The 13,043-nt window shown below is 38.7% G+C and carries 14 protein-coding genes; 2 read left to right on the forward strand and 12 right to left on the reverse strand.

Features of this window, described 5'->3' with window-relative positions; all coding sequences use genetic code 11:
* The first annotated feature begins 401 nt into the window (after positions 1 to 401).
* Positions 402 to 530 (forward strand): hypothetical protein, encoded by a 129-nt coding sequence (locus V7266_RS20395; RefSeq protein WP_335470432.1) that lies wholly within the window; start codon positions 402 to 404, stop codon positions 528 to 530.
* A 58-nt stretch (positions 531 to 588) separates the two neighbouring features.
* Here the strand turns inward: V7266_RS20395 and V7266_RS20400 are convergent, their stop codons facing one another.
* From V7266_RS20400 to V7266_RS20425, 6 genes are all read right to left on the reverse strand, one after another.
* Complete coding sequence (locus V7266_RS20400) at positions 589 to 1,359, reverse strand: class I SAM-dependent methyltransferase (protein ID WP_335470434.1); 771 nt, start codon at positions 1,357 to 1,359, stop codon at positions 589 to 591.
* A 114-nt stretch (positions 1,360 to 1,473) separates the two neighbouring features.
* Positions 1,474 to 2,226: an exodeoxyribonuclease III gene (locus tag V7266_RS20405; protein WP_335470436.1), complete on the reverse strand. Its 753-nt coding sequence runs from the start codon at positions 2,224 to 2,226 to the stop codon at positions 1,474 to 1,476.
* Positions 2,227 to 2,387: 161 nt separating this feature from the next.
* Entirely contained in the window at positions 2,388 to 3,173 is a 786-nt protein-coding gene (locus tag V7266_RS20410; protein ID WP_335470438.1) for a divergent polysaccharide deacetylase family protein, read from the reverse strand.
* Positions 3,174 to 3,295: 122 nt separating this feature from the next.
* Positions 3,296 to 3,736, reverse strand: a complete 441-nt coding sequence (locus V7266_RS20415) for a peptidylprolyl isomerase (RefSeq protein WP_335470439.1) — start codon at positions 3,734 to 3,736, stop codon at positions 3,296 to 3,298.
* Positions 3,737 to 3,955: 219 nt separating this feature from the next.
* Positions 3,956 to 4,405, reverse strand: a complete 450-nt coding sequence (locus V7266_RS20420; protein ID WP_335470441.1) for a CBO0543 family protein — start codon at positions 4,403 to 4,405, stop codon at positions 3,956 to 3,958.
* On the reverse strand, positions 4,338 to 5,444 hold the full coding sequence (locus V7266_RS20425) for a DUF2515 domain-containing protein (RefSeq protein WP_420491467.1): 1,107 nt from the start codon (positions 5,442 to 5,444) through the stop codon (positions 4,338 to 4,340). The genes V7266_RS20420 and V7266_RS20425 overlap by 68 nt, the downstream gene beginning before the upstream one ends.
* A gap of 98 nt (positions 5,445 to 5,542) precedes the next feature.
* Between V7266_RS20425 and V7266_RS20430 the strand changes: the two genes are divergently transcribed.
* A complete protein-coding gene (locus V7266_RS20430; RefSeq protein ID WP_335470444.1) occupies positions 5,543 to 7,405 on the forward strand; it encodes a terpene cyclase/mutase family protein in 1,863 nt (620 codons plus the stop codon).
* Positions 7,406 to 7,442: 37 nt separating this feature from the next.
* Here V7266_RS20430 and V7266_RS20435 read toward each other — a convergent pair whose 3' ends face one another.
* From V7266_RS20435 to V7266_RS20460, 6 genes are all read right to left on the reverse strand, one after another.
* Positions 7,443 to 7,943, reverse strand: a complete 501-nt coding sequence (locus V7266_RS20435; protein ID WP_335470445.1) for a mismatch-specific DNA-glycosylase — start codon at positions 7,941 to 7,943, stop codon at positions 7,443 to 7,445.
* A 46-nt stretch (positions 7,944 to 7,989) separates the two neighbouring features.
* A complete protein-coding gene (locus V7266_RS20440) occupies positions 7,990 to 8,565 on the reverse strand; it encodes a YitT family protein (RefSeq protein ID WP_335470447.1) in 576 nt (191 codons plus the stop codon).
* A 119-nt stretch (positions 8,566 to 8,684) separates the two neighbouring features.
* Complete coding sequence (locus V7266_RS20445) at positions 8,685 to 10,010, reverse strand: Na+/H+ antiporter NhaC family protein (RefSeq protein ID WP_335470448.1); 1,326 nt, start codon at positions 10,008 to 10,010, stop codon at positions 8,685 to 8,687.
* A 95-nt stretch (positions 10,011 to 10,105) separates the two neighbouring features.
* Positions 10,106 to 10,519, reverse strand: a complete 414-nt coding sequence (locus V7266_RS20450) for a hypothetical protein (RefSeq protein ID WP_335470449.1) — start codon at positions 10,517 to 10,519, stop codon at positions 10,106 to 10,108.
* A gap of 24 nt (positions 10,520 to 10,543) precedes the next feature.
* On the reverse strand, positions 10,544 to 11,434 hold the full coding sequence (locus V7266_RS20455; protein WP_335470451.1) for a peptidylprolyl isomerase: 891 nt from the start codon (positions 11,432 to 11,434) through the stop codon (positions 10,544 to 10,546).
* Positions 11,435 to 11,444: 10 nt separating this feature from the next.
* Positions 11,445 to 12,914, reverse strand: a complete 1,470-nt coding sequence (locus tag V7266_RS20460) for a S1C family serine protease (RefSeq protein WP_335470453.1) — start codon at positions 12,912 to 12,914, stop codon at positions 11,445 to 11,447.
* Positions 12,915 to 13,043 lie beyond the last annotated feature (129 nt).

Below are 13,043 nucleotides of genomic sequence, written 5' to 3' on the forward strand. Positions count from 1 at the left end.
CATGAAAGTTGATTAGCTCATTTTGTTACGTTGGCTTCATTTCAAAAGAAATGAATATTATTGTTTGTTGACGTTTTTGTTTGTTTAGTTTTCAAAGAGCATTTTTTTATCTACTAATCTATCGATTAGCGACATTCGTTATCTTAACATAGCATTCAAAATTTGTCAACTTCTAATGAAATGTTGTTTATTACGTAACTATTAATGCATTTCGTCGAAGCGACATTCATAATAATACTATTTTCCACTACAATAGTCAACAATCTTTTTAGATTTTTTTAAAATAAATGTCCTTGTCTAAATAAAATTTAGACTAGTACAACCAGGATAATGAATAGTTTAAATAATCAATCGCTGGTTAAAATATGGTAGTAAATATTTCTTAAGGAGATGTTGTAATAGTGAACGTTAATGATTATAAAAAAGATGAGGACAATCAGCAAGTGGACCAAGAGCAAATCGAAGATTTACAACAAGAGGAACGAATCCCTGAGTTTGACGAAATCGGAACGGCCCTAAACGGTATATGACTTACTCAAAAAACCCTTCGCGCTAAGAGACTATCTCTTTTTGCAAAGGGGTCTTTTCTTATTTTTTTATTGCCCTCAGTACGATGGCTTCTCCCTGAAATGATATTACTTGACTCTCTTCGGTTGTGATTTTAAATTTATCTTTGATTTTTCCGGAAGTACTTATGAAATACTCGGTTAATTTTTTCTTTTCATCTTTAGACAAGTTCATTCGATTACACCAGGAATCAAAATAAAAGTTTTTTTCAAAACGATGCCATTCAACAATTTCGAAACCAGCAAATTCAAGCATCCGAATCCACTCACTCTTCTTCCATGCCCTAAAGTGACTGTAATCCCGCCATTTTTCTATTTTATTATAAAAATGATCATACTGATCATCTTCTGGAACGACATTATCATCTAACAAAAATTGTCCGCCTTGTTTAAGGACACGAAAGACTTCTTTAATAAACTCATTTATATTAGGAAAGTGGTGCGGGGCAATCCTGCACGTTACCACATCAAAAGTACCGTTTGAAAATGGTAAGTTTTCAGCATCCCCTTTTATGAACTCCACATTTTGATTTCCATTGCCTTTTACAAATTTTTCTGCAGCGGTTAACATCTCCTGAGTTAAATCAACCGCGGTTACCTTCTTTACTAGCGGAGCAAACGCGTTAGCCGTATGCCCTCCGCCCGTGGCAACATCAAGAAGTTCTTCTTTCCCTGTTACTTCAGCCATTTCTATTAATCTTTGCAAGTCCTTTCCATCTTTATGAATCCGACTGCTCACATAAGATTCCGCACTTTTTCCAAATTGCTGCTGTACATCCTTTTTGAGATCCATCATTATCCCCCCGAGAATTTCCTTATATATACTGACTATAAGATGGCTTCTCGTTAAAGAAAATTACAGTTTTTCAATATCCTGTAATAAGAAATTCTTATTGAACAGGGAGTTTTAATTAAGTTCTAGAACAACTGGGCAATGGTCACTGCCCATTACATCACAGTGAATTTCAGCTTCCTTTAGTCGATCCTTCAGAGATTCTGAAACGATAAAATAGTCAATCCGCCAGCCAATATTCCGTTCCCTTACCTTGTTCATGTACGACCACCATGTGTAGGCACCTTCCTGTTGCGGGTAAAAATGACGGAAGCTGTCAACGAACCCAGCGTCGAGCAGTGATGTCATTTTACCTCGTTCTTCATCCGTAAATCCCGAGTTTCCAATATTCGATTTAGGATTGCGAAGATCAATCTCGTGATGGGCTACATTTAAATCTCCGCATAATATAACCGGTTTCTTTTGATTTAAATCCTTCAAGTGCTGATAAATGCGATCTTCCCATTCCAAACGATAACTAATTCTTGCTAGGTCTCTCTGTGAATTTGGTGTATAAACATTGACCAAGAAAAAGTCGACATATTCCAGAGTCAGAATTCTTCCTTCATTTTCTGCGTCTTCTTCCCCAACACCATACCTAACCGACAAAGGCTCCTGCTTGGTAAACACAGCTGTACCAGAATAACCTTTTTTCTCAGCATAATTCCAATATTGGTGGTACCCATCTAACTCCAGACTAATTTGTCCTTCTTGCAGTTTTGTTTCCTGAACACAGAATATATCCGCATTTACTTCTCGAAAATAATCTAAAAATCCTTTTTTCACGCAAGCTCTAAGGCCATTTACATTCCAAGATACCAACTTCATATTGTGGACTCCCTCTCCCTAATTAATTTCTATATATCAACCAATGATTCATGATTTCATAATTCAGGTGCCATTTTACCAGTTTAGCTCGCATAGTAAAAGAAATCTGAACGGCCATTGTTTTCCAGCTATAAAAAAAGACAGCCTATTGGCTGCATTTTTCAGGGTAGAAATTGTTTTTTTGCTAATTCACCAGATAAGAGTTCTGAAACGGGAACTATTTTTATATTCCGTTTTTTAAATTCTTCCATTGCTTGAAAAATCCCTACGGAACAGACCTTTCCCGTTACTCCTACATGTCCGATTGCAATACCGCTGCCTTTTATCTCCGTTACCTTGGCGAGTCTTAGCATTTGTTTTCGGACATAGGAAGAGGAGGAGATATCATCAAGGAATACATCGCGCTTTAATAGCGGCACCCCTAGTTCTTTCGCAATTTCCGGAAACTTTGTTCCTGGACTTGTCCCACTGTCAATAATAAATAAATTTTTTTCCTTAGCAACTTCCACGATGATCCGAACAATTTCTTCGTTTTCGACCGCGCGCGAACCCATATGGTTATTAAGACCAACCGCATATGGGACACTATTTATAGCTTCCTCTACCCGCTTCCTCACTTCTTCTTTCGAGAGGTCAACTGTAATTGGTTTTGGTCCTAACCATGATCTTTTTCCTCGTTTTGGTTCCATTGGTAAATGAACCATAACCTCAAAACCATTTTTATGTGCCCATTCAGCATGGGCCTTAGAACTTTCTGTAAAAGGCATAACGGCTGCGGTGATTGGAATGTCCCCTTCTAAGAAGTCACGCACACCACCGGTCCCCCCACCAAAATCATCGATGATTATAGCAGCCTTCAGTTCTTTTTTCTCCAGTTTTTTTTCTGCAGCGTTTGCATAAAAAGGGAATAACAAGAATGACACAAGCACGAGCATTAAACTTTTCATATCGCCCCTCCAATTGATGGCTTCAATGTTAATGTGCCCGTTTGTTTTCCCTTTACTACTTCTTCATAACTTTTTCTGCTGCAAAAAAAAAGAGAGCGAATCCGCTCCCTTTATCTTACCTATTATTCCTCATCAAATACTTTAACTTCAACCATTTTATCGCCATTTCTCATGTTTTTAGCTGTCTCTAGACCAGAAGTTACTTGGCCAAAAACAGTGTGAACACCATTTAAATGTGGTTGTGATTCATGAACGATAAAGAATTGGCTGCCGCCTGTGTTTCTTCCAGCATGCGCCATTGATAATGATCCGGGAACATGTTTATGTGGATTTCCTTCAGTTTCACAGTTGATGGTATAGCCTGGTCCACCCATCCCTGTACCTGTTGGATCGCCTCCCTGTGATACGAAACCAGGGATTACACGGTGAAAAATAACTCCATTATAAAAGCCTTCATTTGCTAACTTTTCAAAGTTTTCTACTGTTCCTGGTGCCTCATTTGGAAATAAATCAAACTCAATTTTTTCGCCATTTTCCATCAATATGTATCCTTTTTTAGCCATGAAAAACACTCCTTTATGTAAAAATCATTATTATCATACACTTTTCTATCGAGAAAGGAAAGTTTAGCCACTTATTATTTTCACTGCAAATGTGGTATAATATAAATACCCCCCTCCGAACATTCGCTTGTTGCGGGACACTTAACCACTGTACGGACGGAGGGGGAGGTGCCGCAATGACGGCATCAGAAAAGCCGAGACTGCGGTCTCGGCTTTTTGTTATTCCCGCATTCTTTTTCCCATCCACTCATGGAATAGCACCACAATAGATAAAAACAGTCCATAACCAAAAAAAGAATAAAGATGGTTCCAGCTATCAGAATGTGTAAACAAGCCTAATAATTCGGCTAACCTTTCAAAAATCGGCATTAGCAGGCTCACTAAAAGAATAACCCCTGCTTTCCCCCACTTCGTTAACGGCGAAATACACCGTAAAATAAGGAGTGTCATGATCGGCAGTGCAACTAACGTAAACGCAAGATTAATCGTAAAAATCCTAGAGAACGGTCTTAAAGGAAAGCGATAATATCCCTTTCCAACAAAATATAAATCTGAATAAGTCCCTAACAAAGAAGCAAGCACCATACTGCCAAGTTCATACTTAAAAGGTAATCGCCTTTTTGGCAAGGGCTGCAAGTTCGAGTCGTTCGAGTGTTCTACAATATTCATCTTTTATCTCCCCATCAATGAGTTCTTCATCTTCTACTAAATAGTCCACCACACGCCAATCTGTAAACCAATCCCCTTTTTCTGCTTCCTTATGACTTACATTTTTCCAAGCTATCTCAAGCATTGGGCTAAAAATCCTTTTTGCACCTGCCCTTAGCTGACAGGCTTTCAAATGAAGCTGATAAGGAAATCCAGGTGTCCCTTCATTCACACAATTAAAAATTTGCGGCCAATAATCCTTCCTTGAACCGGTATGGGAATGGCTTTTCGCCCATTCAACTGCCTTTTGGTGAATTTCTTTATTTTTAAAAAGAATTTTATACAATTTCTTACCAAGTAAAATCCTCTGATGGAATGATTCAAACTGATGAACTGTTTGACCGGCCAAATTCTTATTTCCATAGGGGAAAAGAATATGATTAAAAGAAAGCCAATCTTGAAGCAAAAACTCAAATTTACTTAGAACATCTTTTTGTTGCTGCGGATTTTGAACGACTCTTTTTTCTATATAATTTTGTTCGTTAATCACCAATGCTATCGTTAGAATATACGTGTCATTGGTTCTCCAAAACTGATTCCAAATCGTTTCCATAAAAGTGGAGATATTTAGATGAGCAAACAAATGGAACAGAGGCTTACTAGATTTTAAGCTTTCTTCATAAAGTAAAAACTGAGGATAAACGTCTTGAAAAATCAGCCAATTGCCCCGCTCTAAAAATTGAAAGAATAACTGACGATCCTTCTTCGTCATCAATCGGTTTAGAAATTCCCCTTTTAAATCGGTCATATTCCAGCCGCCATTTCGCGAGACCATATGGGCAAGAAAAGCCCAGTGGATATCCGGATAGCGAAGATAAAAATCAAGATAGGCATTCGTTCGTGTAATATTATTTAGATTATATTCCTTGGTTTTCTGCCTTATTTTATCTAGAAGAACCCCCTCACTCTTGGTAATTGGAGGCAAAGACAACGGCGATTTACTCTTTTTCTTTAATTCTTCCGAAATGATTTCAAGCGGAGACCTCTCACGATTCCTTATAAAAAAAATGGCACATTCCCTCCCTTACGAATTCTCTTGTAATGATGAGAATATGTATAGATAGATGAGAAATTTTGGGAGAGGAATGTGAAGATACGATGACTGATACAAAAAAAGGCATGGATTGGATTATTGAGATGCTTCGCAAAGACCAATCTCCCAACGGCTCTTGGGACTATCCATTTGAAACAGGCATATCCACAGACGCTTATATGATCATTTTATTACGGTCATTGGAATTACATGATGAAGAATTAATTCAGGGGCTCACAAAGAGAATTCTCAGAAAACAAGAGAAAAACGGGGCATGGAAGCTTTTTTATGATGAGGGAGAGGGTAATCTGACGGCTACTGTAGAAGCCTATTATGCTTTGTTGTATTCGGGAAACTACCCTAAAAATGATAAACGCTTACTCGCCGCCAAACGATTTATACTTGCTAACGGCGGTATCGAACAAGTAAACATGTTTACAAAGGTCATGCTTGCCATAACTGGACAGTCCACCTGGCCTTCCTATTCTCCGCTTCCCATTGAACTTATCCTCTTGCCGCTGCATTTTCCGATTAACTTTTATTCGTTTTCCGTTTTTGGCAGGGCTAATTTAACCCCCATCATGATTTTGGCTGATACACAGTTCACAATTAAAACAGACAAGAGCCCTGACCTTTCTGATTTAAACCTAAACCGTGAAGCAGAAAGCCATTGGAACCGCTCAGAGGACTATCGTTCCTTATTTTCTTTTATTAAGGACGGGGTTGAAAGTCTACTAGGGTTACCAAAACAGCTTCATCAACTAGCGATTGAACGGGCAAAAAAATATATGCTTGATCATCTTGAGCCGGATGGTACCTTTTACAGCTATTTCAGCTCTACTTTTTTAATGATTTTTGCCCTATTATCACTTGGATATAAAAAAACGGATCCCGTGATTACCAAGGCACTCGATGGTATCCTATCGATGAAGTGTGAAATTGACGGGTTTCCACATATCCAATATACGACCGCAAATATGTGGAACACCTCTTTAATTTCCTTTTGTTTACAATCAGCAGGTATTTCGCCCGAGGATTCCATGGTAAAGCAGGCCAATCAATATCTGTTTGAGAGGCAGCATCGAAAATTTGGTGATTGGGTGATTCATAATCCGAAAACAATGCCAGGCGGCTGGGGATTTTCTGATATTAATACCATTAACCCCGATGTAGATGACACAACCGCCTCGCTTCGTTCTATTTCTCATATGACGCCGACTGAAACTCAAGTATGGGACCGTGGCATTACATGGCTTTTGTCGATGCAAAATGATGACGGTGGATGGCCGGCATTTGAAAAAAACACGAACTCAAAACTACTGAAATTTTTGCCTATCGAAAAAGGAGAATTTATCATCGCAGATCCTTCTTGTGCCGATTTAACCGGGAGGACGCTGGAATTTTTGGGTCGATACACCAATTTGTCAAAGGATCATACTGCAATAAAAAAAGGAATTTATTGGCTATTAAGGGATCAAGAGAGGGATGGCTCCTGGTATGGAAGGTGGGGGGTTTGCTATCTTTATGGTACTTGGGCTGCAATAACAGGCCTAATGGCAGGTGATTTTTCAGCGCAGCACGCCTCGATAGAAAAAGCAGTTCAATGGATCCTCGATATACAAAATAAAGACGGTGGCTGGGGAGAGTCCTGTCACAGTGACAGTAAAAGAACTTATGTCCCGTTACCTCAAAGCACATTAACGCATACGGCCTGGGCTCTTGATGCTTTGATTACCGTTTCAGATAAACCGACAAATGCGATTAAAAGAGGAATAACTTATTTACTTGATAATCTAGAGAAAATGGATTGGACGACAGATTACCCTAAGGGCCAAGGGATGGCAGGGGCATTTTATATCCATTATCACAGCTACCGTTTTATCTTCCCGCTAATGGCATTAACCCATTATCATAAAAAATTCGAATAAAATAAAACATCGACGGATTGAAGATACCGTCGATGTTTTATGTTAAAACAAGAAGCTTATGGTAGATCTTCACAATTTCAATCATCTTCATTCTTACTAAACCACTGGAAGAAGGCGCTACAAAATCAATCACATCTGGGACAACTGGTTCCGTTTGTTGTCCCCATGGTGCCGACTTTCGACCACTATACTCTTGATAGACACCTTTGCCAACAAAACAAACCACTTTTGGCCGATATCTCTCAATTTTTCGTTTCAGTATCTCTCTTCCAGCTTTATATTCTTCCTTGGTTATTTCATCAGCGGCCTTCGTTGGTCTCTCAACTATATTGGTAAACCCATATCCAGCCTCTAATAACTGGGCATCTTCTGCAGCATCATATTTCCGCTCTGTTAATCCAGCTTCATATAAAATCTTCCAAAATCGATTGTTTGGATTTGCGTAATGGTGTCCTAATTCACTAGAGCGGATACTTGGATTAAAACCGACAAATAAAATCTTCAAATTCTCTGCTAAATGATCATCAACTGGATTCACCCTTCTCCTCCTCTTTCCTTTTTATTTTATTATACCCGTTTTCAAGTTACATGCTTACCCGTCGGTATGATGTAATAATCGTTGCCAACATACCAATAATGGAGATGATTAACAAGGAATATAAAAGTCTCACATCCTGTAAGAGGAACAGTCCTGTAAGAATAATCACGGCATCAAGGGCTATCATAATCACTCCCACATTCACCTTTGTCCATTTTGCAATTAATAGAGCGAGCAAGTCCATTCCACCTGGACTGATATGATTACGGAGCATCACCCCTACTCCCACTCCAATAATGACGGCACCGATGATTACACTGCTGATAATAGGTAAATTCAATAACCCGTTTAATGGCAGTAGTAATTCTATCAGGCAGCCGGAAACAACCGCACCTAGTATTCCATTGTAAAAATAAATCGGGTCGTTTTTAAGAGCAAATAGATAAATAGGAATATTCAGCAGGATAAACATAAGGCCCACTTTCAAACCCCATAGATAATTTAACAATAAACTGATGCCAAAGATCCCGCCGTTTATTAAATGAAAGGGAAGAATAAACATATTGATTCCCACGCTAATCATCGTACTACCGAATCCGATTACTAGTAATTTTTTCAGCATCTCATCATTCCTTGTCCAATTACTTTATTACCACTTATATGATAAAAAAGCGGACTTCATTCAACTAGAAATTTAGGGCTTCGAAAAAGAAAAAAACAGAGCCTTGATAGACCCTGTTATTAAGCGGTGGCCATACGATTTCTTTTTGAATTACGCACTCCCCTATAGAAAGATACCAATATCGTGATAATTGGTAAAACCCATAAAAACAATGCATATGGCAAATACTCAAACATCGGAATTCCTACAATGGTACTGCACATAATCGCAAGCACGCTCCATGGGACAACCCCAGGAAATAGCATGGTCGAATCGCCCATCACTCTAGCTAATTCTTCCTTTCCATAGTAATGAGACCAATGGGGGAGAAACGATCTCCCGGTTAAAATAATTGGAAGGGTCTGATTGGCAGCAATTAACGTAATGATTAGGGTTGTCAGGAGTGTTTTTAAGGTATCCACAAGTAAACTTTGCGAAGACTCCAGCCATTTATCCAAATAGGGCTGAATCACATTTAACTCTTCCAAAAGACCATTATAAGCTCCCGCAAGGGCTAAAAACAGCAGCAATTGGTACATATGAATGAAACCGCCGCCTAGGCCGTCAATGCCATGCCAAAGAGCTCCAGCCAGCTCTGCCCCTGATGTCCCATTAACGAAGGAGATGACCACGGCTGATAGAATACTAGATAAGAATGCATAAATGATACTCATCCTAAAAAGAACCAACACAATTAGTATAATTGGTGGAATAAACTTCGCCGGTGAAAGCTCGCTCCAGTCCAACTGACTGTTTGTTAAGGATGCCTTGCTGATAAAGTGTGCATCTATTACACCATAAAAACATAGACAAAAAAGAATGGCCGTAATAGTCGTTAGAAACATTGCTTTCCCTTGCCTTTTAACAGGGACCTCGACCGTGTGAGACAGTAATTGGTGTGCGCTAGAGAAAGGTGAAGTTCGATCACCGACAAAAGCCCCGGATACTAATGCTCCCGCTGCAACAGGAATAGGCAGATGAAGTACCACGGCTGTCCCTAATAAGGGAACGCCAATTGCACTTAGTGTCCCAACCGTTGTACCAAGCAGCATGGAGAAAATCATACTGATCATAAAGGAAAGAATAAAAAAATGGTGTGGATGGATAAAATCCAGTGCAATGTTGACCATTTGCTCAATGGTTCCTGATAAGTACCAGGAAGGCAGTAAGAAACTGACTAAAAATAAAATGATAATGACAATTCTGGTTTTTTGGACACCTAGCAAACAAATTTTTAATGATTCTCTAACCGAGAAATTATTTTTTAATGAAAGAAAAAATAAAAAAAGAAACCCGGGAAGAAAACCTATTACCAGTGGCTGATGATAAATGACTGACATGGTAACCCCGAGTATGGTGATAAAGAGAAGAAACAGGACCTGTGTAATAGAAAACTTTGCCGTCATAGAAAACCCACCTTTAGAAGTAAGAACACTCCTCATTATAAGGAAAATTCCACACTTCGAAAAGCTTAACTCAAAAAAAGGAGAGCCGCACTAATTCAATGAAGGTATCTTTTTCTAGAACTAAACTTTCTCCGATAAACAAACTTCCGCAGGTCCACCTCTTTTAAATTTTCATCATAAATTAAGAACATTAAGGATTGTAACTCCGGATAATATTCCATGACGAAAAGGGCGAACTCCTTCCGTCCGCCCTTCACTTTTATTTTAAAATCTTCCCGTTTCACTATTTCCTTTAGCAGCTTCTCATAATAAGCCTTTGTATCTTCCCACTTTTCTTTACGATTCTCCAAAATATCACGGGCATAGTCTGGTAACTTGTCGATTACCTGATCAATATAACCTTCTGACCACATGACCATTTTATCCTTTTCCGGCAACTCAAACACCATATTCATTAGCTCCAGGTCATCTCCTGGACTACTGACTGCATGTTTCCCGACCCGATTCAATTCTTTCACCTCTTGGTAATTGGGTTATGCTTCGCTACTCAAAGTATTTTTAATATCATAATTCTTCTTCTTACTGTCGATCCATGTCTGATATTCAGAATCCACTTTTTGATCTAATAAGGTTTCTTTTATTTCAGCCTTACTTGCCTCATAGTTTGCTGCTTGTGCTGCCTTTTTATCCTCCACTTTAATGATGTGGTACCCATAAGTTGTTTTTACTGGATCACTAATGGTGTTTACCGGTAAAGAGAAAGCAGCGTTATCAAATTCTGTCACCATCGTTCCTTTCGCAAAATAGCCAAGTTCCCCGCCATTGTCCTTTGTACTGTCATCGGTTGAATATTTTTTGGCTAATGTGGCGAAATCCTCACCATTATCGAGTTTTTGTTTAATTTCCTTTGCTGTCTTCTCATCTGCGACAAGTATGTGGCTGGCTTTAACTTGCTCTGCAGTAGCGAAAGAGTCTTTGTTTTCATTAAAATAAGTTTTCATTTCGTTTTCAGTGATTTTGATTTCAGGTTCAAGCAGTTTCTTAATTAACAGGTAATTTTTCACATCGCTCTTTAGCGCCGCAAGAGTTGTATTATTGCCTACAAGTGCCTGTTTAAAGACATCCTCGCCTCCGTACTGTTCTTTTAACTTGTCAACTTCACTGTTAACTGTACTAGTAGAAATCGTAATCTTTTTCTTAGCTGCCTCAGCTTCTACAATTTTATTATTAATCATTTGACCTACCGTGTCCGAACCATACTGTGCCACCATTTGATCGTACAGTTCATCCTTAGTAATCGTTTCACCATTAATGGTTGCAACAGCATTTTCCTTGTTAAGGGTAAAGGTTAGAAACACTCCTGCTGCGATTATGACCGCCAGTAACAAAGCGGTCAATAATTTATTTTTCTTTATCCAAGTCATTTCTTAACCGTCATCCTTCCGAATTTGCTGTTATTTTTGCTGTTAAAGTGATTTGTTTACCATCGCGGTAAACTCCGAATTTGATTGTGTCACCTATTTGCACTTTTGTGTAAAGATATTTTCTTAATTCTGATGAATTAGCAATTTTTGTACCATTCATAGAGACAATGATATCCTTTGCCTGGAATCCTGCCTTTGCTGCAGCAGAATTAGAGTCAATATTCATAACTAATACACCTGCTGTCACGTTCTGAGGAAGGTACATCTGTGGTACTTGATTTAAGTCTGCTAGACCAACACCCAGATATGGACGGTCGATTTTCCCATTTTTAATTAATTGGTTCACAATTGGGATAAAATCATTACTTGGAATGGCGAATCCCAGACCTTCTACACCTGTTTCTGAAATTTTCAAACTGTTAATACCGATTACCTGACCTTGTGTATTGATTAAGGCACCGCCGCTGTTACCCGGATTAATGGCAGCATCTGTTTGAATAACCGTTGTGTCCCAGTCTCCTGCAGATGTTGATACGGAAATGGTACGGTTAGTAGCACTAACAATACCTTGTGTCACTGTTCTGGATAGATCAACTCCAAGCGGATTACCGATCGCATAAACTTGATCGCCAGGTCTTAATTTTGAAGAATCTCCGAAGTTAGCTGTAGTAGTAACATACTTTGCATCAATTTTTAAGACAGCTAAATCTGTTAACGCATCTGTTCCAACTACTTCAGCAGTTGTCTTTTGACCATCATATAAAGAGATTTCCAGTTTAGAAGCCCCTTCCACTACATGATTATTCGTTACAATATAGGCTGTGTTATTATTCTTTTGAAAAATAACACCAGAGCCGGAGCCGCTTTCTACACTTTCTGAGGTATTAGAATTAGAATCAGAAGAATTTGAGTTACCCCAGATATCAGTAGTTTGCTGCTGTTGTTGCTGATAATTTACAATCCCCACGATCGCTTTAGATAGCTGTTCAACAGTGTCAGCAACAGAATTAGTAGAAACAGAGGTTGGCTGAGCAGTTACCGGCTGAACAGTTTTATTTGTAGCAGTTGTTGCAGTGGTCGTACTCGCCGTGTCTTGATTACTTTGATTAAAATTGCTCATATAATTCGTATGGGGCAATACTGCTAGGGTTAAAACCGACCCGATAACCCCAGCCGCGATTGTTGATACAAATCCTTTCGCCTTCCGTATTTTCGGTTCCGGTTTATAATTGGAACGAGTTTGTACAGTATAAGGAGGAGCAGCCATTTCTACAGGGATACTTGTTTCCTCTTGGTTTTCAGATTCTCTTCCATTGTTGCTGGATTCTACAGAAAAAGTAGCATCCACTGAATTCACATTGTTCACAGAGTGGCTTTCATCCTTTAGTTTTTCAAGTGAAACTTCTTCAGAATTTGTATTATTCATCTCAGATGAGTTAGATTGATAATTTTCCAATTCATTTTCGTGTTTGAAGTCCATTATAATCGATCTCCTTTAATCATTTTCTTACTTGTCTATACTTTACCTCACAAATCTTAACAAATTATTAACAAACTTTAACGAGTTTAAGAAAATATGTAGAAAAAATGATAAAGTAGGGAACCCTCT

The organism is Neobacillus drentensis (genome assembly GCF_036965645.1).
Taxonomy (GTDB): domain Bacteria; phylum Bacillota; class Bacilli; order Bacillales; family Cytobacillaceae; genus Neobacillus; species Neobacillus drentensis_D.

Coding starts and splice junctions, on each gene's coding strand:
- V7266_RS20405 (WP_335470436.1), bottom strand. CDS start 2,226: ATGAAGTTGGTATCTTGGAATGTAAATGGCCTTAGAGCTTGCGTGAAA.
- V7266_RS20455 (WP_335470451.1), bottom strand. CDS start 11,434: ATGACTTGGATAAAGAAAAATAAATTATTGACCGCTTTGTTACTGGCG.
- V7266_RS20430 (WP_335470444.1), top strand. CDS start 5,543: ATGACTGATACAAAAAAAGGCATGGATTGGATTATTGAGATGCTTCGC.
- V7266_RS20410 (WP_335470438.1), bottom strand. CDS start 3,173: ATGAAAAGTTTAATGCTCGTGCTTGTGTCATTCTTGTTATTCCCTTTT.
- V7266_RS20460 (WP_335470453.1), bottom strand. CDS start 12,914: ATGGACTTCAAACACGAAAATGAATTGGAAAATTATCAATCTAACTCA.
- V7266_RS20445 (WP_335470448.1), bottom strand. CDS start 10,010: ATGACGGCAAAGTTTTCTATTACACAGGTCCTGTTTCTTCTCTTTATC.
- V7266_RS20400 (WP_335470434.1), bottom strand. CDS start 1,359: ATGGATCTCAAAAAGGATGTACAGCAGCAATTTGGAAAAAGTGCGGAA.
- V7266_RS20420 (WP_335470441.1), bottom strand. CDS start 4,405: ATGAATATTGTAGAACACTCGAACGACTCGAACTTGCAGCCCTTGCCA.
- V7266_RS20415 (WP_335470439.1), bottom strand. CDS start 3,736: ATGGCTAAAAAAGGATACATATTGATGGAAAATGGCGAAAAAATTGAG.
- V7266_RS20440 (WP_335470447.1), bottom strand. CDS start 8,565: ATGCTGAAAAAATTACTAGTAATCGGATTCGGTAGTACGATGATTAGC.